Raw genomic sequence first — 18,975 nt, forward strand, 5'->3', positions numbered from 1 at the left:
CACTTTTGGCTTCGCATGATACGCGTTATCGCCCCGGTCTCCCAATACAGCTTCTCGCTATATCCATGACCGGCGGCTATATCCGCCACGGGATTTTCCGGTACTGTCGGGACTGATACCACAGTTATCCCTTTCCGGATCAGCTATTCTTAACACGGACGTTTTCCGCTCTGCGACGCGGACAAAAGCAATAATTCAGGATCACGGTATGCGACGTTGGGGCATTCGCAAGAAAGTGTTGGTGGTAACGCTGGTTCCCACCCTGCTGACCACCCTGATGCTGGGGCTGTTCTTCACCTACAGCTGGGTTAACAATATAGAAAGCCTGCTGAAGGATCGGGGCGAATCACTCTCCCGTCAGCTCGCCGCCGGTTCCGAATATGGCCTGTTTACCGCCAATCGCAGCCTGCTCAGCAGCCTCTCCAATGCCCTTCTGGAAGAGCAGGACGTCCGCTCCATCACGTTCTTTGGCAGTGACGGCTCCCGCCTCCTCCATACGGGGCCGGGAAGCTCGGAAACCGTGCAGTCCGGGGAACTCACTGCCGAGCACGCAACCCGGATATCCCGGGAAAACAGCACCCGCTTCATTACCCCCGTTTTTCTCCAGGATCTGATGATCGAGAGCATGCTGGACCCGGATGCTCGCCAGTCGATGTCGAATCTGCGGGAGCCTCTGGGCTGGGTGGTCGTGGAAATGTCCCATATCCGCACCGAAAAAGAGACCTACAAAGCCCTGCTGATCTCCCTGCTGCTGATTCTCGGCGGCGTGATTCTGAGCATGGCCATTGCGCTGCGGCTGAGCCGGGCGTTCACCAATCCGGTGTTCGAACTCAACGAAGCCGTAGCCAGGCTCAAGGAAGGTAAGCTGGATACCCGCGTCTATACTGGCGCAGGCCCCGAGTTCGAGCAGCTGGAATCCGGCCTTAACGCCATGGCGGAGGAGCTGAGCAAGGCCCAGGCTGAAATGCAGCAGAACATTGATCAGGCCACCGAAGATCTGCGGGAAACGCTGGAGACCATCGAAATCCAGAACATCGAGCTCGATTTCGCTCGAAAAGAAGCACTCGAGGCCAGTCGGATCAAATCCGAGTTCCTGGCCAACATGTCCCACGAGATCCGCACACCGCTGAACGGCATCATAGGTTTCACCGAACTGCTTCTGAAGAGTCCCCTGCCACGCCAGCAACGGGACCACCTGAGCACCATTAGGAAATCGTCGGAGATCCTGCTCACGATCATCAACGACATCCTCGATTTCTCGAAGATTGAGGCCGGCAAGCTGATCCTCGACCGGGTACCGTTCCAGTTACGGGATATCGTTGAGGAAGTGATGGTCATGCTGGCGCCTGCGGCACACGCCAAGAATCTCGATCTGGTGCCACTGGTCTATAACGATGTGCCGGACAACATCATGGGCGATCCCCTGCGGGTCAAACAGGTGATCACGAACCTGGTCAACAACGCCATCAAGTTCACCCAGACCGGTGAGGTGGTCCTGCGGGCGAGCCTGGAAGAGGAAGAAGCTGACACCAACCGCGTTACCCTGCGCCTGAGCATTACCGATTCCGGCGTGGGCCTGTCCCGGGCCCAACAGCAATCCCTGTTCAACGCCTTCAGCCAGGCCGATGCCTCCACAGCCCGACAATATGGTGGCACCGGCCTTGGGCTGGCCATCTCGAAGCGTCTGGTGGAAGAAATGGGGGGCAAGATCGGGCTCGAAAGCGAGCTGGGTAAAGGCTCAACCTTCTGGTTTACGCTCACCTCGGAGCTTGCCACCAGTGGTGAAGCCATTGCCCCAAGGGATGCCCTGCGAGGGGAAAGGGTCATTTACCTGGAGCAACAGAAAACCACCGGGCTGGCCGTGGAACACCTGTTAAGGGACTGGGGCATGGTGGTCGACCGGGTAGCGTCACCGGGCGCCCTGCAGGAACACATTGAAGAGGCCCAGAAAAGCCAGGCGGGCTATGCCGTGGCGATTCTGGGCATCACCCGACACCTCCTCAATTCCAGCCAGTACTGCGGGCTTGTCCGTACCCTGGAGATTGAACGGGATTGCCGGACACTGCTATTGACCCCCACCCTTGAAACCCACGACACACCGCTATCGGGACTTGCCAGCGGCCACCTCACCAAACCGGTGTGCCGGGATTCCCTGTACGATGAGCTGCTGCTACTGGTGCACGGCATCAATTCCAGCGGGCGGGTCCCCGAATACGAGATTTCGGCCAACCGCGCAACGACCGCCAATGTTCCGAGAGTGCTGGCCGTGGACGATAACGATGCCAACCTCAAGCTCGTGATGACACTGCTCGAAGACTGCCAACTGGATGCCGAAAGCGCTTCCAGCGGCTTTGAAGCCCTGAGCAAGGCCAGACAGAAACCCTTCGACCTGGTCTTCATGGACCTTCAGATGCCCGGCATGGACGGGGTGGAAACCACTGCAAGGCTGAGGGAGATGGATACCGGCAATCACCGGACCCCGATCATTGCGTTGACTGCCCATGCTCTGGCAGACGAGCAGGAACGACTGACAAAGCAAGGCTTCGATGGCTACATGCCCAAACCCATCAGCAGTGGCCAGCTCAACGACATCATTCATGAGTACACCGGCTACGTGTGCCCGAAGAGCGGCAACGACGGCCGGCTTCCCGTTCCGGAAGTTCGCGACACCCGTCGGGCGCTCCGGCCTTCAACACGCAAAATGCAGCAGGACTGCGTCAGCGTGGACGAAAGCATCCAACTGGCCGCCGGCAAGGCGGACCTGGCCGAAGAGCTGTTCAGCATGCTGCTGGAGCAGGTACATGTGGATCGCGGGCGGATTTCGGAACTCTGGGCCAGCCACAGCATGGATGAGCTACTGGAATGTGTTCACAAGCTCCATGGCGCTACCCGCTACTGCGGTGTACCGGAACTGAGAGCCGCAGCCAACCATCTGGAAACGGCCATCAAATGCTCCGCTCCGGATCTGGAGCACCAGAAAGACCAGCTGCTCTCGGCCATGGAGCGCCTGCAGATCTGGAGCGACCAGACCGATTGGCAGCAGCTGTTCCGGGAACGCCATGAGGCCGCCGAAACGACCTGAGGCTGCCCCGTCTCAGACCCGGCTTCGGGCCTGATCGATGATGGCTTTCATATCCCGGACCGCCTCTTTGAGACCGGTAAAGACCGCGCGGGCTATGATGGCGTGACCGATATTCAGTTCGTTGATGCCATGGATTGCCGCCACTCGCTCTGTGTTGTGGTAATGCAGACCATGGCCGGCATTCACAATCAAACCCTTTTTGCGGGCGTAGGCGACGGCGTCGGCAATGGTTTTGAAGGCGGCGTTCTCGGCGTCAGGTGTTTCGGCCTCGGCATACTCTCCGGTGTGCAGCTCCACTACCGGCGCGCCGCAGCGGACCGCGGCATCAATCTGGACCGGATCCGGATCAATAAACAGTGACACCTCGGCACCAATCCGGGCCAGGCGCTCACAGGCCTTGGCAACGCGGGATTCCTGACCCTCGACATCCAGACCGCCCTCGGTGGTCAATTCCTCACGCTTCTCTGGCACCAGGCAAACACATTCCGGCCGCACCTGTTCGGCAAACGCCAGCATCGCATCGGTTACCGCCATTTCCAGATTCATCTTGGTCTGGAGCACTTCTTTGAGCAGCAGAACATCCCGATCCTGAATATGACGCCGGTCTTCCCTGGGATGGATCGTGATGCCGTCTGCACCGGCCTCCTCGGCCATAAGCGCTGCCTGGACCGGATCAGGGTACCGGGTACCCCTCGCCTGACGGAGGGTGGCAACGTGATCAATATTGACGCCAAGCAGTACTCTAGGATTCATGGGATTCTCCCCGAAGATGAGTGAAAAGGCTGCGACTGTTCAGGGGACGCCCCTGGAGAAGGTAATCGATCAGGACTCGCATGACCCGTTTCGCCAGTCGCCGACAGCGCTCAGATTGCAAATCTTCCCCGGCCAGATCGAGCAAAACATCGCCCGGAAGATTTCGCAGGCGCACCCCGGGCGACAGCCCGGACACTATGCCCTGCTCCGGATCATAACAATACTCCCCGCCGGGCTCGACGGATTGCCCGGTATCCGTGGCACGATCCCAGGCAAAGTCATAGCCGAGGGCGGAGGCAAAGGCGAGTTCGAAACGCCGAAGCACCGGCTCCACATCCCTGGTTTCAGACAGTTGCCCGATGGCATCGATGTAGGCTGCAAAGAGCGTGGGATGGGGATCTGCAGCGGGCAGAATCCGCTGCAACAGTTCATTCAGGTAAAGGCCACTGTAGAGCGACACTGTCCGGGTGATTGTGGGGCCGGCCCGAACATCGACCTGGGTCAGGGTTTTCAGGTCACCCCGGCCAGCCCAATCTACTATGAGAGGCTGAAAAGGTTGTAGCTGGGCTTTCAGTGGACTTTTGGCGCTGTTGGCTCCCCGGGCGATGACGGTCATCCGGCCATGGTTCAGGGAAAACAGATCCACCATGAGACTGGTTTCCCGCCAGGGACGTCGGTGAAGGACATAGGCGGGCTCCTGCAGCTCAGGCCCCTTCATAGCTGCCTCAGAGGTCGTTCATGCCCAGGCTTTTGAGGGCCCGGTCGCTGTCTGCCCAGCCACGCTTCACCTTTACCCAGAGCCTCAGCATGATCTTGCTGTCGAACATACGCTCCATATCCGTACGAGCTTCCTGACCAATGCGGCGCATCCGCTCGCCCTTCTCGCCGATGATGATCTTCTTCTGACCTTCGCGCTCGACCAGGATCAGGGCGGATATGTGCAGGGTCTTACCCTCGCGCTTGAACTCCTCGATCTCCACCGCCACCGAATATGGCAGCTCTGCTCCAAGCTGCCGGGTGATCTTTTCCCGGACAACCTCGGAGGCCAGGAATCGCTCACTGCGATCGGTGATCTGGTCGTCCGGATAGAAATGAATACTCTCCGGCAGGAAACGCCCCACGGCCTCTTCCAGAGGTTCCAGATTGGTCTCTTTCAAGGCCGAAAGCGGAATGATCTCGGCAAACTCGCGCTTTTTCGAGAGCATATCCAGATGCGGCAGCAGGCTTTCCCGTTTTTCGATCTTGTCGACCTTGTTCACCGCCAGGATCACAGGGCATTTCAGGCGACTGAGTTTCTCCAGCACCATCTCATCCGCGGTCGTCCAGGCCAGCTGATCCACCACAAACACCACCACATCGACATCAATGAGCGCCGACGTGGCCGCCTTGTTCATGTAGCGGTTAATGGCACGGGGCTCCTCCTCGTGCATGCCAGGTGTGTCCACATAGATCGCCTGCACCGGCCCTACGGTCTTGATACCCAGCACCTGATGACGGGTGGTCTGCGGCTTGCGGGAAGTGATGCTCAGCTTCTGCCCGAGGATATGGTTCAGCAACGTGGACTTGCCCACGTTCGGACGGCCAACGATGGCCACAAAACCGCAGCGACTGTCCGGGTTTTCCGGACGGGTGATATCGTTCATTACTGGTTCTCCACGCCCAACTCTTTCAGGGCGTTACGGGCTGCCTGCTGCTCGGCCACCCGGCGGCTACTGCCAGTCCCGGTGGTCTTTCGGTCCAGCGACGGCAGCGCACAGGATACATGGAATGTCTGGTTGTGGGCCTCGCCGTCCACGGAAATGACGTCATAGCGTGGCAGCGGAAACTGACGGGACTGGAGATATTCCTGCAAACGGGTCTTGGGGTCTTTCTGGGTATCCTGCAGGTCGAGCTTTTCCAGACGATGCTCGAACCAGCGCAATACCTGTTCCCGGCAGGTATGGAAATCACTGTCCAGGTAGATGGCTCCGATGATGGACTCCACGGCGTCGGCCAGGATGGATTCCCGGCGGAAGCCCCCGCTTTTAAGCTCTCCTGAGCCCAATCGGAGGTATGTGCCGAGCTGGAACTCCCGACCAATTTCGGCGAGTGTAACGCCTTTTACCATCCGGGCCCGCAGACGACTCAACTGGCCTTCCCGGGCTTTTTCGAAGTGCAGAAACAGATACTCGGCAATCACCATATTCACAATGGAATCGCCGAGGAATTCGAGGCGCTCGTTATTCTGATTTCCATAACTCCGGTGGGTGAGTGCCAGCAGAAGCCGCTCTGGCGATTTGAACTGATAGCCGATGCGCCGCTGTAACTGATCCAGATCCGGTTGTGAACTCACTTGCCCTTCATCTCATATTTGTGCTTGAAGTGAACCACCGTATCCACATTGCTGAACAGGTTGTTGCGCACTTCGTAATCAACATTGATAACGACCAGATCGCCGTCTTTATCGACCGAAATATTCTTGGCGTCGAATCCCCGGACATTGTTCACGCTGAGCCGTTTGTTGATCAACGTACGGACCTGGGCGGGCCCCATCTGGGAGAGGCCTTCGGTACCATCCAGGCTTTCCAGCGCTTCCTGAATGGTTATGTCATCCAGATAGGCGGGACCAAGCTTGATCACCAGCGTCAGCAGGCCACCAAAAAACAGCACCATCACCATCATGGTCAATGCCGAGGCACCGCGCTGACGGCCCATGCCGGAAAGATTGTTTTTCTTCATTACGACTGCGCTCCAGATAGTCCGAGTTACTCGATTCCGCCTACACGATCAAAGGATGGCAGACTGGTAAGGGATTTCCAGTGCATCCAGATAGCAAAGGCCTTTCCCACCACCAGCTCGTCCGGGACCGTGCCCCAATAGCGGCTGTCATTACTGTTGTCGCGATTGTCACCCATGACGAAATAATGACCCTCGGGCACCAGCCATTCGCCCTCACCACCGCCGCCAGACCGGCCCATGGTCAGGAAAATGTCGTGCTCTACTTCACCGAGATCCTCGCGGCGAAGTTCCATCGGCGGTAGCCGCGCGATAAACCGGGTTTCCACCCGATCGCCATTGATGAACAGCTGCTTGTCACGGTAGCGGATATGGTCGCCGGGCAAACCGATCACCCGTTTGATATAGTTGGTCTGGCCGTCCTCCGGGTAGCGGAAAACCATCACATCGCCGCGCTGGGGATCGCCGACCGGAATCACTTTGGTGCCGGCAACCGGCAGCCTGAACCCGTAGGCGTATTTGTTCACCAGAATGAAATCGCCGACTTCCAGGGTGGGCAACATGGATCCCGACGGAATCTGGAACGGTTCAACCAGGAAGGACCGGAGGACCAGAACAATAGCCAGCACCGGAAAGAACGATCGGCTAAGGTCAACCAGGTAGGGCTCTTTTGGCTCCTCCGATTCCGCCGGGGAGCCTTCATCCACTGCGTCTCCGGTGCCGCTGGCACGGTAGGCAGCCAGACGACGCTCACGAAGAAACAGCTTGTCCGCCAGCCAGATCAGACCCGTTGCAAAGGTCAGTACCACCAGTACCAGGGGAAAATCGATATCCATCCAGGAGGCCTTTTATTTATCCACTTTCAGTACGGCAAGAAACGCTTCCTGAGGCACCTCGACATTACCCAGCTGCTTCATACGCTTTTTACCTTCTTTCTGCTTCTGCAGCAGTTTCTTCTTCCGGCTGACGTCACCACCGTAGCACTTGGCGGTTACGTTCTTGCGTAGCGCCTTCACGGTGACCCGCGACACAACCTGATTACCAATGGCGGCCTGAATCGCGATATCAAACATCTGCCGAGGAATCAGCTCTTTCATCTTTTCGATCAACTGGCGCCCTTTGTGGTGAGCCTGCTCCTTGTGCACGATCAGCGCCAGGGCATCGACACGCTCGCCGTTGATCAGCACGTCCAGGCGAACCAGGTTGGCGGTCTGGAACCGGGTAAAGTGGTAGTCCAGGGACGCAAAGCCGCGGCTGGCTGACTTGATACGATCGAAGAAATCCATCACCACCTCGGCCATCGGCAGCTCATAGGTGAGCTGGACCTGGGTCGTCATGAAGTGCATGTTCTTCTGGACGCCACGCTTTTCCTCACACAGGGCTATCACATTTCCGATATGCTCCTGGGGCACCAGAATGTTCGCTTCTACGATCGGCTCACGCATTTCCTCAATGGAACCAATATCCGGAAGCCGGGACGGATTGTCTACCGACAGGGTCTCACCCTGTTTGGTAACCACCTCATAGATCACCGTTGGCGCCGTGGTGATCAGGTCGATGTCGTATTCACGCTCCAGCCGCTCCTGGATGATTTCCATGTGCAGCATGCCCAGGAAACCACAGCGGAAACCGAAGCCAAGGGCATCGGAATTCTCCGGCTCGAAAAACAGCGAGGCATCGTTGAGGGTCAGTTTTTCCAGGGCATCCCGGAAATCGTTGTAGTCGTCGGCGCTGACCGGGAACAACCCGGCGTAGACCTGCGGTTTGACTTTTTTGAACCCGGGCAGCATTGGCGTCTGCTCGGCGAACTTCTGGTGAACAATGGTATCGCCTACCGGCGCCCCGTGAATGTCCTTGATTCCGGCCACCACGAAGCCGACATCGCCGGACTCCAGCAGGTCGGTGTCTTTCGGTTTGGGATTGAAAATACCAACCTTGTCGGCATTCCAGGCCTTCCCGGTAGACTTGATGACGATCTTGTCGCCCTTTTTCAGGGTGCCCTCGGTCACCCTCACGAGCGACACGACGCCCAGATAATTGTCGAACCAGGAATCGATGATCAGAGCCTGCAGGGGCGCGCTTCGGTCGCCCTTGGGTGGCGGGATCTTCTTGATCAGATCTTCCAGAACATCTTCCACGCCCAAGCCACTCTTGGCGCTACAGCGGACCGCATCAGACGCTTCAATGCCAATGATGTCCTCGATTTCTGCCGCTACCCGCTCCGGTTCGGCCTGCGGGAGATCCATCTTGTTCAGAACCGGCACAACTTCGAGGCCCTGCTCAATGGCGGTGTAGCAGTTAGCCACGGACTGGGCTTCAACACCCTGCCCTGCGTCCACCACCAGCAGCGCCCCCTCGCAGGCATAGAGCGAGCGCGAAACCTCGTAGGAAAAGTCCACGTGGCCCGGGGTATCGATAAAGTTCAGTTTGTATTCCTGCCCGTCACGGGCGGTGTAATTCAGCGTGACACTCTGGGCCTTGATGGTAATCCCTCGCTCACGCTCGAGATCCATGGAGTCCAGGACCTGCTCCGCCATTTCACGGTCCGTCAGGCCGCCGCAAACCTGGATAAAACGGTCTGCCAGCGTGGATTTACCATGGTCAATGTGGGCGATGATGGAAAAGTTACGGATTCGGCTCAGTTCAGTCACAGACGATGAATACTCAGTTAAGACGAAGGATTGAGCCCGGAAGGGCCGCTACCGGGATCCGGGAACGGCGTGATTTTACCGGTTACCGGCCGCCATTGCCATGATCAGGAAATCAGCGGCCGTTCGTATTGCCGGATAAGGAAACCGATGAGCGCATCCTCGTCCAGCGGATAGCTGAACAGGTTGCCCTGACACTGGGCGCAGCCGTGAGTTTTCAGGAAGCTCAGCTGCTGTGGGGTTTCCACACCCTCCGCAACCACCGTAAGGTGGAGCTTGCGGGCCAGGGCAATCACTGCGGAGGCCACATCCGTGGCACTGACATTGTAGGGAATGTCGCGAATGAACCGGTGGTCGATCTTGATAACATCCAGCGGCAGCTGCTGCAAAGCAACCAGTGAACAGGAGCCGGTGCCAAAATCATCCAGGATCAGGCAGACCCCGAGATCATGGAGTGACACCAGCAACTCCCTGAGCATTCGCGGATCTTCATTGAGCAGCTCCGCCGGCATCTCCAGCTCCAGCCGCTCCGGCGAGACGCCCGTCTCGGTGATGACCTGTCGGATCATGTCCAGGAAGCCCGAATCGGTCAGTTGTCGAACAGACAGATTCACCGCCATTTTCAGGGATTCAAAGCCGGCCCGTTCCAGGGCCTGAACCTGAATACAGGCCTGTCTCAAAGCCCATTCGCCCAGGCGAACAATCAGGCCGGTTTCCTCGGCAAGACCGATGAACTGCTGCGCCGACACCAGCCCCTTCTCCGGATGATGCCAGCGCAGGAATGCCTCAACCCCAATCACCCGCTCACTGGCCAGATCAATCTTCGGCTGGTAATGCAGAACGAAGCGATCGCCATCCAGCGCCGTGGCCAACTCCTCCTGTTGCAGAAGCCGCCTTGCCGCCTTGATGTTCATGGCCGGGGTGAAGAACTGGAACGTATTCCGACCCAGCTCCTTGGCACGATACATCGCCAGATCAGCGTACTTCATCAGGGTTCCGGCGTCCTCACTGTCGTGGGGAATCATGGTGATGCCGATACTGACCGTGATGCCGACTTCGTGATCGTTCAGCCGGATTCGCTGGCAAAGACTGCGCAGAATGGTCTCTGCGACCTTGCCGGCAGCATCGGAGTCACTGATCCGGGACAGCAATACCACAAACTCATCGCCGCCGAGCCTGGCAACCGAGTCCTCCTCACGGACACAACCCACCAGCCACTGCGCCACCTGGCACAGCAGTTCATCGCCGGAATCGTGCCCCAGGGTGTCGTTGATACGCTTGAAGCCGTCGAGATCCAGGAACATGAGGGCAGCCGGCTCACCGCTCCGGCGACTGCGGCTGACCACGTGATTCAAACGGTCCCGGAACAGTTGCCGGTTCGCCAGGCCGGTAAGCGGATCATAGAATGCAAGCCTGTGCAGCTCGGATTGGGCGGCCTTGAGCTGGGTCAGATCTCGCAGGCTAAGCACAACGCCATTGACGCCTGGCACCGACAACATGGCCGTAAAGGTGCCCTCCATATCCCGCCACTGCCCCTTGGCATCACGGATACGGACCCGGATAACCGGCATCTGTTTGCCCGGCGATTGAACGGAATCGTCAAAGCCTCGCTGCAGCTGGGGCCAGTCGTCACCATGAACGAGCTCCTCAAAGTTCAGGGCCTGAACCTGATCCGGCTCGAAGCCAAGGATATCCAGGCTGGACGGGCTCGCGTACAGGGGTTGCCCGGCACGGTCCATCACCAGGGTGACATTGGCTGCGCCTTCGGTAATCGCCCGATAGCGGCCGGCACTGATCTGCGCCATCAGCCGTGAACGGATCAAGGCAAGCACGAAGAGGAACAACAGGGCACTGATCACCAGGCCACTGCCGAGGACGATCGGAGGCCGCGGATCTGAGGCCAGGAAATCAAAGGCGGGCGTGGAGCGCGTCTGCAACAGCCAGTCTCGACCACCATGGCTGATGGTCTGACTCATCTGGAAACTGAATTCGTTGTCCAGGGACCCCAGATTGGAGCCATACATGAGGTTCTGCCGTTCCACGACTCCGGCATCGTAGATCCGGACATCAAGAAACGGCGAGATCAGGCCAACGATGCCGTCGATAAGATTGTTCATCCGGAAGGCACTGAACACATAGCCCGCCAACATCATGCGACGCTCAGCCCGGATCTCGGGCACTTCTCCACCCTGGTAGACGGGGTAATACATCAGAAAACTGGCCTGGTCTTCGCCAAGCTCTTCCTGAACCAGCACCACCTTGGCGGTCACCGTGGGGATAGCATCATCCCGGGCCTGCTCCATGGCCTGGCGATGAATGGGATCGCTGAAGGCATCGTAGCCGAGGGCCCGTCGGTTCCGTTCCGTGCCAGGCTCCAGGTAGACCATGGGGTAGTAGTAGGGACCGCTACCCAGCGGGTTCACCAGGTAATTATGCACCCCTTCCGCGCGGACAGAGGCAATATGATCGGCCATCTGACGTACACCGATACGGCGAACATAGCCAATACCCTGAATGCCCGGGTAGTAGCGGTTGATATCAACCTTGTCCACGTATTCACGCCATTGATCACGGGAAACGTCTCCGGCCACCGCAAACAGACCGGCACTGCCGGCCAGCACCTGCTCGTAATTCAGCAAGCGCTCTTCGATGGCGGATTTAAGCTGGAGCGATTGGGTGCGAAAACGAGCTTCCGTGCGGTCTTCAACCAGCCGGATAGACACCTGCCAAAGCAATAAGGTGACGGCAACGGCTACCGCGAAGACCAGCCAGGCGACCCAGGCATTGCGAAATTCCAGTAGCTTACGGAGAGAGAGTTCCTGTCTGTTCATCATGGGGCTGGTCCGTTCCATGGCCACTCATTTTTATTGATCCGCCGAGTATAACAAAAGCCCCCGAAAGTGTCGTTTCCAACACCTGCGGGGGCTCTATCTCAGGTAATCCGGATCAGCAGAAGGGTATCAGGGCTTCATCACCAGATACAGTGCCCGACCCTGGCGCACCACCCGGACCGATACCGCCTTGCCCTCGGGCAGCGACTGAACAGCCTCGCGGAATTCCTGCACCGATGTCACCTTCTGGCGATTCATTTCCGTGATCACATCGCCCGCACGGATGCCCGCTTCGGAAGCCGCACCCCGTGCAACGTTATTGACCACAACGCCGCCTTCAATACCCATGGAGTCGGCCATATCCGTAGGCAGCGGTTCGACCATCATGCCCAGGGGCGCAGAGCCGGGACCATCACTGTCGCTGGCCGGTGCAGAAGCCTGCTGGCTTCCCTCCTCGGGAAGGCGACCGATTTCAACCTGAAGCTCGATTTCCTCGCCACCGCGAAGCACTCTCAGTTCGGCAGTTTCACCAACCGGCGTGCGGCCAACCATGGGCGGCAAGTCAGAGGAAAGCTGCACCTCGTCGCCGTCATAGCTGAGGACGATATCCCCTGCCTGCAGGCCGGCTGCCTGCGCTGGCGAACCGGACATCACTTCGGCAATCAGTGCACCGCGGGGCCGCTTGAGTCCAAAGGATTCGGCCAGATCACGGTTCACTTCCTGAATCAGCACCCCGAGCCAGCCACGGGATACCGAGCCGTTGTCGCGCAACTGACGGAAGACGTTCATCGCATCGTCAATCGGAATGGCAAAGGAGACCCCCATGAAACCGCCAGAGCGGGTGTAGATCTGGGAGTTGATACCCACCACTTCGCCCTCCAGGTTAAACAGAGGGCCACCGGAGTTGCCCGGGTTGATCGCTACGTCTGTCTGAATGAAGGGCACGTAGTTTTCCGATGGCAGGGAGCGACCCAGGGCGCTGACGATTCCGGCCGTTACCGTGTAATCGAATCCAAACGGCGAGCCAATCGCAAACACCCACTCACCGACTTTCAGATCCCGGGACCGACCTACCTGAACGACAGGCAGATCATCGCCGTTTTCAATTTTCAGCACGGCCATATCGGAACGAGGGTCTGTTCCAACCAGCGTCGCTGGCAGCTCGCGCCGGTCATTCAGCCGCACGATGATCTCATCAGCTCCCTCGACCACGTGATTATTGGTCAAGACATAACCGTCCGAGGAGACAATGAACCCGGAGCCCATGGAGCGGCGTGGCTGGGAGTTGCCAGGCCCACCTCCAAACGGAGACTGGGGGCCGCGGAAAAAATCCTGGAAAAACTCGGGAAGCTGTTCGAGCTGACGCTCATCAAACGGCATCCCGGGAGAGCCGGAATTGCGGCGCGTGGGCTCGGTGGTTGTACTGATGTTCACCACCGCACCGGCGTTATCTTCAACCAGCTCGGTAAAGTCAGGCAGGCTTCGGGCTGAACTCGCCTGACTCCAGCCCGCCAACACCATGGCGGACAGCAAAATCAGCAAAGCGGCCGGCATCCTTCCGGGTATGAAATTACGTGACGACTGGGCAACTGCTGTTGCACTCGACATGTTGTACCCCCTGTTGTGCTTACACCTAGGCGTAGTTTTGGGTTCGGCCCACCGATTTTCAACTTACAAAACCGTAGGGTTTACAGACAGTTTTCAGAGGCTATCCGGCTTACCCGGACCAGGCGGGGCTCATACTCCTTGCCGCCCGCGTCTTGCAGTTTGCGTCCTGCGAAAAAACCCAGAGCCAGGCCAGCGACAGCGGCCAGCATCGCAGCGCCGTCGCTACCACCGGACATCTGGTGCCCGAGGATACTCGCGACAACCATCAGGATCAGTGGGACGGCGTAGACCAGAATGGAAGCACCCAGCAACGCCTGCTCATCGATTCCAATGGTTACTTCATCTCCCACCCTGGCATTGACCGAGTTCGTCACCAGAATCTGGTTGGCGCGCCCGCCCGAGGCAGCCGCCAGGACTTTCTGACCACAACCATTGCGGGCAGCACAACTCTGACAGGCGCTGGTTCGGATCGTCTGGACCCAGACCTTGTCGCCCTTGAGCGCGACCACTTTTCCAGTTTCAGTAATCACGGCTCACCCGCACCCAGGGCCACTGAGTCTTCAATACGCACCGATTCGGCAACCTGGCGCGCAGTCTGCGGAGGCAGCTCACCCACGACGGTAACCAGAAAAGCGCTATCCCCTTCCGTCACCTGGTGCATATAAACGGTGGTGGCGCCAATCAGGGAGGCGCCCGTCGGCATGCTAACCGGGCCAGCCGGCTCAACGAAGACCGAAAAAGCGGCCAGGCCATCGGAGAAGGCAACGGCCTGGCCCTTGCCGGAGCGGGGCGCCGCCGCAGGGACAAACCCTTCCGGGCGCCAGCCAAGCTGCCACCCATCCATACGCTGGACCACCGATGCCGTAACAGCGGGCTCATCCAGCGTTCTGGAAATTTCCCGGCCCTCGGTGCGGATCTCGAATTCGCTATCGGGAATGTCCTCGCCGATGTGCAGGCTGGTGAACTGAAACTGCTCGAGCACTTGCCCCTCGGCATTACGAACGTGACTCTTGACCAGAAGACCGGTGGATTTCTCCAGCCAGAGCCGATGACTGTAGCGGTAGGGATCCTTGGCGCTTAGCGCCACTGAAACCACGTCATACCCTGCAACCCGGTCCTCACCTTTCATTTCCGCCCGATACCAGTGACTGACCGGCATCAGCTGACTGGTGAACGCTTCGGCGAACGGGCCTGACGGAATCACCTGGTCAAGCTTGACGCGGCCTGTCTCAGGAAGCACGCAGACCACATTCATGCCTTTGCGAACAATTTCTCCACTGCCGCCGTCCTGCAGAACCAGCCGCTCCTCTACAACGCCATCATTGTAACGATGGGCAATCTGCATGGAGTGCACGCTCTCGCCCCGGGCGTATACGAACACACCGCGGTAGGACGTCATGTTCAGGGCCGGACCCAGCCTTTCAAGCCAGGCGGATGCCTCGTCTTCGTCCGCGGCAGCCGGCAGCGACCCAGCAAGCGCGAGCAAAAAACCCACGAGCATGGACAGCGCACGGCTTGGGACCATATTAATGAAGACTTGAGGCATGATTAAACTCTCGCTCCGGGATTCAGTAGCCGGCACCGTTGGCACTGACCAGACGGGCATAGCCGACGGCGCCCCGCCCGGCGCCAACACTGTTGTGCTGTGCGTGTTCCAGCAGGTAGCGACTCATATACTCCCACTGTTCCTCATCAAGACCCTGCAGGGCAATTTCCCTGACCGGCTGGTCCTGCACAGGCGTTTCTGGTGCGGCTGCGGTCACCGGCTGAACCGGCCCGGTCGCGGATGAATCCCAGCCGGCACCAGCACCGAACCCGACCAGCAGCGCCATGGCAACCATGGCGGCAGCCGGCCAGTGCCAGCGGCCGGACCTGGTGGCCTGTACGGCAGCTTCAGGCCTGACCGCGGTGGTGCCCCGCCCGTCAAGCCGTTCACGGACGCCCACGCTGACGTCCATACCGTGGGCCGGCGAGTGGCCGTCATGCATAAGGTCGCGAACATCCTGCCAACGCTGCCACTGCGCCCGAACCTCGTCCTGGCGATCGTGGGAAAGCAGGCGACGTACCGAAAGTTCGTCAGCTTCGTCGTCCATCATGGCGGACAGTGTTTCTCTGAGACGATCATCCATGGGATGCAACCTCAATTACGTCACCGAGTGATTGAGTAAAGGCCCGAGATGCCGATCAACCGCATCCCGGGCCCTGAATATTCTTGAACGGACAGTACCGATCGGGCACTCGAGGATACCCGCGATATCCTCATAGCTCAGCCCATCGTATTCCCTGAGCAGAAAGGCAGAGCGCAACTCCTCAGGAAGCTGGGCGATCGCCTTGTTCAATTCTTTCTGGAGCTGTTCCCGTTGCAGGAGCCGTTCAGGCGAAGCGGTGTCACGCAGCCGTGAACCGTCATCGAAATTCTCCGCTTCCGCCGAGTCGGCACTGCCCTGCGGCCGCCGGCCGCGGGATTCCAGGTAATTCTTCGCGGTGTTGACGGCAATCCGGTACAGCCATGTATAGAAGGCGCTGTCCCCGCGGAAGCGCTCGATCGCCCTGAACGCCTTTACGAAGGTCTCCTGGGTCAGATCCATGACTTCCTGACTGTCGTAGACGTACCGACTGATAATTGATGCGACTCTGGATTGGTACTTGACCACCAGAAGATCGAAGGCGGCGCGATCACCATTACGGACCTTGCGCACCAGCTGCAGATCCGTCTGGCTGTCCGGGTGATCGCCCTGTTGTTTCTCTGTATCAGGAGTCATGGACTGGTTGCCGGGGTTCCCTGATTTGATGGCCAGCTGTCCGGCCTGTACCAAGTTTCGCTGCGTCATTGATGCTATCCGGCGTCCGTTCATGAAACGGGCTAGACCACCGGTCAGGCGGCTCACCCTGTCAGGCCAAATAGACAGCAAGCGTAAAGTTTAGTTCAATACACGTCCACATTATGGCCTGCGATAACGACCCGATGCCACAGTCCTTCGAATACGATGTTCTCATTATCGGCAGTGGTGCTGCCGGCCTCACCGTCGCGCTCAATCTGCCGGAGCACCTGAAGGTCTGCGTGGTGAGCAAGGCTCAGATCAGCAGCGGCGCCACGCTCTGGGCACAAGGCGGTATCGCCGCAGTTCTGGATGATCAGGATTCCACCGAAAACCACATCTCCGACACCCTCAATGCTGGCGCAGGCCTGTGCCATGAGGACGCCGTGCGGTTCACGGTCGAACATGGCAGGGAAAGCATCAACTGGCTGATCGATTCCGGTGTCGATTTTACGCGGGATCAGGACGCCCACTACCACCTGACCCGTGAGGGCGGCCACAGTCATCGGCGCATCATTCATGCAGCCGATGCCACGGGGCATGCGGTCTCAACCACCCTCACCTCCCAGGCAGAGGCACGACCAAACATAGAACTCATGTCTGGTCGGGTGGCTGTGGATCTGATCACCAATCGCAAACTGTCCCTGCCGGGAAACCGATGCGTCGGTGCCTACATCCTGAACCTTGAAGACAACCATGTAGAGCTGTTCCGGGCACGATTCACAGTGATTGCCACCGGCGGCGCCTCCAAGGCCTACCGCTACACAACCAATCCGGACGGCGCTTCCGGAGACGGGATTGCGATGGCCTGGCGGGCCGGTTGCCGGGTGGCAAACATGGAGTTCAACCAGTTTCACCCCACATGCCTTTATCACCCCCACGCCAAATCCTTCCTGATCACGGAAGCCGTGAGGGGCGAGGGTGGCCTGCTGAAACTGCCGGATGGTTCCCGGTTTATGGATCGCTTTGACGAGCGTGGCGAGTTGGCGCCCCGCGATATCGTTGCCCGGGCTATTGACCACGAAATGAAACGACTGGGTGCTGATCATCTGTACCTGGACATCAGCCACAAACCCGCCGACTTTATAAAGCACCACTTCCCCACCATCTACGAGAAGTGTCTGGGCTTCGGTATCGATATTACCCAAGAGCCCATTCCCGTAGTTCCAGCCGCTCACTATACCTGTGGCGGAATCATGAGCGATGAACGTGCCCGAACCGATGTTAACCAGCTCTACGTGGTCGGCGAGGCTGCCTTCACCGGGCTCCATGGGGCCAACCGAATGGCCAGCAACTCCCTGCTGGAATGTCTGGTTTATGGCCGTGCGGCTGCGGCGGATATTGCCCGCCGGGAAGCCGACATTCCACCACCGCCAGAGGCACCAGACTGGGATGAAAGCCAGGTGCGGGACTCTGACGAAGACGTGGTAATCTCCCACAACTGGGACGAGCTTCGCCATTTCATGTGGGACTACGTCGGCATTGTGCGGACCACCAAGCGGCTGCAGCGGGCCAAGCACCGGGTGGATCTTTTGTCTGCGGAAATCGGCGAGTTCTACAGCAACTACCGTGTCACCAATGACCTGCTGGAACTTCGTAACTTGGTCACCGTGTCTGATCTCATCATATGTTCGGCACTGCAGCGCAGGGAAAGCCGAGGGCTGCACTACACTCTCGATTATCCGGGACTGATCAATGAGGTGCGTGATACCGTGCTGGTTCCCACCACCTACCGTACACTCGCGCCCTGAACGAACACCGTTTTTACACAGGATTCAATGGTAAACACTATGTCAGAGACACCTGCATCGTCTGAAAAAGCAGAATTCAACCGCCTCTGGTGGCATAGCCGTAGAGGCATGCTGGAGCTGGACAACCTTCTGATTCCCTTCATGGAAGAGGCCTTCCGCGATCTGGACGCTGAAGACCAGGCCCGCTACAAGAAACTGCTCACCTGCGAAGATAACGACATGTTTGAGTGGTTCATGCAACGCAGCCGCCCGGCCGATCCCGATCTTCAACGCATGGTCGACATCATTCTCAAACGTGTCCAGCCGGATTGAACTAACGCTAACGCCCTCCCTGCTGGTTGGCCTGCTTGCGGTGCTGCCATGGGTTTTGCTGCTGGCTTTCCTGGTGATGGCGCTGCTGGCAGGCAAATTCTGGCTTCTCGTTGCAATCCCCATTGCACTGTGGGGCGCTGCCCTGCAGTATCGGTCAAACGGGTTACTTCTGGGCGGTGGTTCCGTGAGTGGTCTCCTGATCGAACACGATAAAATGTATGCCAGAATCGGAGACAAGCAGAGGGTAGAGGTTATTCCACTTGCCTCCAGCCGGATCTGGTCAGGCCTGGCACTCTTGAAACTTCGGCCTGCCGGCACCAGATTCCGCTCATACACTTCACTCCTGCTGGCACCAGTACCCGGAAGCCCGGGCAATGTTCCGGCGGAGGATTTCCGTCGTCTCAGGGTCTGGCTCAGACTGGGCCGCCCCCGGCGATCATCTCACTGATTCAATAA

The 18,975-nt window shown here is 58.6% G+C and carries 17 protein-coding genes; 4 read left to right on the plus strand and 13 right to left on the minus strand.

Annotated elements, in window-relative coordinates; all coding sequences use genetic code 11:
- Nucleotides 1-208 precede the first annotated feature (208 nt).
- The gene (locus tag EDB94_RS15830; RefSeq protein WP_062785535.1) at nucleotides 209-3,082 is read left to right on the plus strand and encodes an ATP-binding protein; all 2,874 of its coding nucleotides are present in this window, start codon (nucleotides 209-211) and stop codon (nucleotides 3,080-3,082) included.
- A gap of 12 nt (nucleotides 3,083-3,094) precedes the next feature.
- Here the strand turns inward: EDB94_RS15830 and pdxJ are convergent, their stop codons facing one another.
- From pdxJ to rpoE, 13 genes are all read right to left on the minus strand, one after another.
- The gene (gene pdxJ, locus EDB94_RS15835; RefSeq protein ID WP_014576288.1) at nucleotides 3,095-3,835 is read right to left on the minus strand and encodes a pyridoxine 5'-phosphate synthase; all 741 of its coding nucleotides are present in this window, start codon (nucleotides 3,833-3,835) and stop codon (nucleotides 3,095-3,097) included.
- A complete protein-coding gene (recO, locus tag EDB94_RS15840) occupies nucleotides 3,825-4,553 on the minus strand; it encodes a DNA repair protein RecO (RefSeq protein WP_062785537.1) in 729 nt (242 codons plus the stop codon). The genes pdxJ and recO overlap by 11 nt, the downstream gene beginning before the upstream one ends.
- 7 nt (nucleotides 4,554-4,560) lie before the next feature.
- Complete coding sequence (gene era, locus EDB94_RS15845; protein ID WP_062785539.1) at nucleotides 4,561-5,478, minus strand: GTPase Era; 918 nt, start codon at nucleotides 5,476-5,478, stop codon at nucleotides 4,561-4,563.
- Nucleotides 5,478-6,167, minus strand: a complete 690-nt coding sequence (gene rnc / locus EDB94_RS15850; protein WP_008176185.1) for a ribonuclease III — start codon at nucleotides 6,165-6,167, stop codon at nucleotides 5,478-5,480. Before rnc ends, era begins: the two co-directional genes overlap by 1 nt.
- Nucleotides 6,164-6,553 (minus strand): DUF4845 domain-containing protein, encoded by a 390-nt coding sequence (locus EDB94_RS15855; protein WP_008176189.1) that lies wholly within the window; start codon nucleotides 6,551-6,553, stop codon nucleotides 6,164-6,166. The genes rnc and EDB94_RS15855 overlap by 4 nt, the downstream gene beginning before the upstream one ends.
- Before the next feature lie 26 nt (nucleotides 6,554-6,579).
- On the minus strand, nucleotides 6,580-7,386 hold the full coding sequence (gene lepB, locus EDB94_RS15860; protein WP_014576286.1) for a signal peptidase I: 807 nt from the start codon (nucleotides 7,384-7,386) through the stop codon (nucleotides 6,580-6,582).
- 12 nt (nucleotides 7,387-7,398) lie between these two features.
- Nucleotides 7,399-9,201: a translation elongation factor 4 gene (gene lepA / locus EDB94_RS15865; protein ID WP_014576285.1), complete on the minus strand. Its 1,803-nt coding sequence runs from the start codon at nucleotides 9,199-9,201 to the stop codon at nucleotides 7,399-7,401.
- Between the two features lie 104 nt (nucleotides 9,202-9,305).
- Complete coding sequence (locus tag EDB94_RS15870) at nucleotides 9,306-12,032, minus strand: EAL domain-containing protein (RefSeq protein WP_062785720.1); 2,727 nt, start codon at nucleotides 12,030-12,032, stop codon at nucleotides 9,306-9,308.
- Between the two features lie 126 nt (nucleotides 12,033-12,158).
- A complete protein-coding gene (locus EDB94_RS15875; RefSeq protein WP_062785541.1) occupies nucleotides 12,159-13,583 on the minus strand; it encodes a DegQ family serine endoprotease in 1,425 nt (474 codons plus the stop codon).
- Between the two features lie 134 nt (nucleotides 13,584-13,717).
- On the minus strand, nucleotides 13,718-14,167 hold the full coding sequence (locus EDB94_RS15880) for a SoxR reducing system RseC family protein (RefSeq protein WP_008176201.1): 450 nt from the start codon (nucleotides 14,165-14,167) through the stop codon (nucleotides 13,718-13,720).
- Nucleotides 14,164-15,138 (minus strand): MucB/RseB C-terminal domain-containing protein, encoded by a 975-nt coding sequence (locus EDB94_RS15885; RefSeq protein ID WP_108018853.1) that lies wholly within the window; start codon nucleotides 15,136-15,138, stop codon nucleotides 14,164-14,166. Before EDB94_RS15885 ends, EDB94_RS15880 begins: the two co-directional genes overlap by 4 nt.
- A gap of 67 nt (nucleotides 15,139-15,205) precedes the next feature.
- Nucleotides 15,206-15,766, minus strand: a complete 561-nt coding sequence (locus EDB94_RS15890; protein ID WP_008176205.1) for a sigma-E factor negative regulatory protein — start codon at nucleotides 15,764-15,766, stop codon at nucleotides 15,206-15,208.
- Between the two features lie 15 nt (nucleotides 15,767-15,781).
- Complete coding sequence (rpoE, locus tag EDB94_RS15895) at nucleotides 15,782-16,468, minus strand: RNA polymerase sigma factor RpoE (protein WP_008176207.1); 687 nt, start codon at nucleotides 16,466-16,468, stop codon at nucleotides 15,782-15,784.
- A 134-nt stretch (nucleotides 16,469-16,602) separates the two neighbouring features.
- Here rpoE and nadB point away from each other — a divergent pair, with 134 nt between their 5' ends.
- From nadB to EDB94_RS15910, 3 genes are read left to right on the plus strand one after another with little or no spacing between them, the layout of a single operon-like run.
- Nucleotides 16,603-18,207 carry an L-aspartate oxidase gene (gene nadB / locus EDB94_RS15900; RefSeq protein WP_181259056.1) on the plus strand — a complete coding sequence of 535 codons (1,605 nt, stop codon included), beginning with the start codon at nucleotides 16,603-16,605 and terminating at the stop codon, nucleotides 18,205-18,207.
- Nucleotides 18,208-18,246: 39 nt separating this feature from the next.
- Nucleotides 18,247-18,519: a succinate dehydrogenase assembly factor 2 gene (locus tag EDB94_RS15905; protein ID WP_014576278.1), complete on the plus strand. Its 273-nt coding sequence runs from the start codon at nucleotides 18,247-18,249 to the stop codon at nucleotides 18,517-18,519.
- Complete coding sequence (locus EDB94_RS15910; protein ID WP_108018805.1) at nucleotides 18,503-18,967, plus strand: hypothetical protein; 465 nt, start codon at nucleotides 18,503-18,505, stop codon at nucleotides 18,965-18,967. The genes EDB94_RS15905 and EDB94_RS15910 overlap by 17 nt, the downstream gene beginning before the upstream one ends.
- Nucleotides 18,968-18,975: the final 8 nt, after the last annotated feature.

It is taken from the genome of Marinobacter sp. 3-2, assembly GCF_003751355.1.
Taxonomy (GTDB): Bacteria; Pseudomonadota; Gammaproteobacteria; order Pseudomonadales; family Oleiphilaceae; genus Marinobacter; species Marinobacter adhaerens.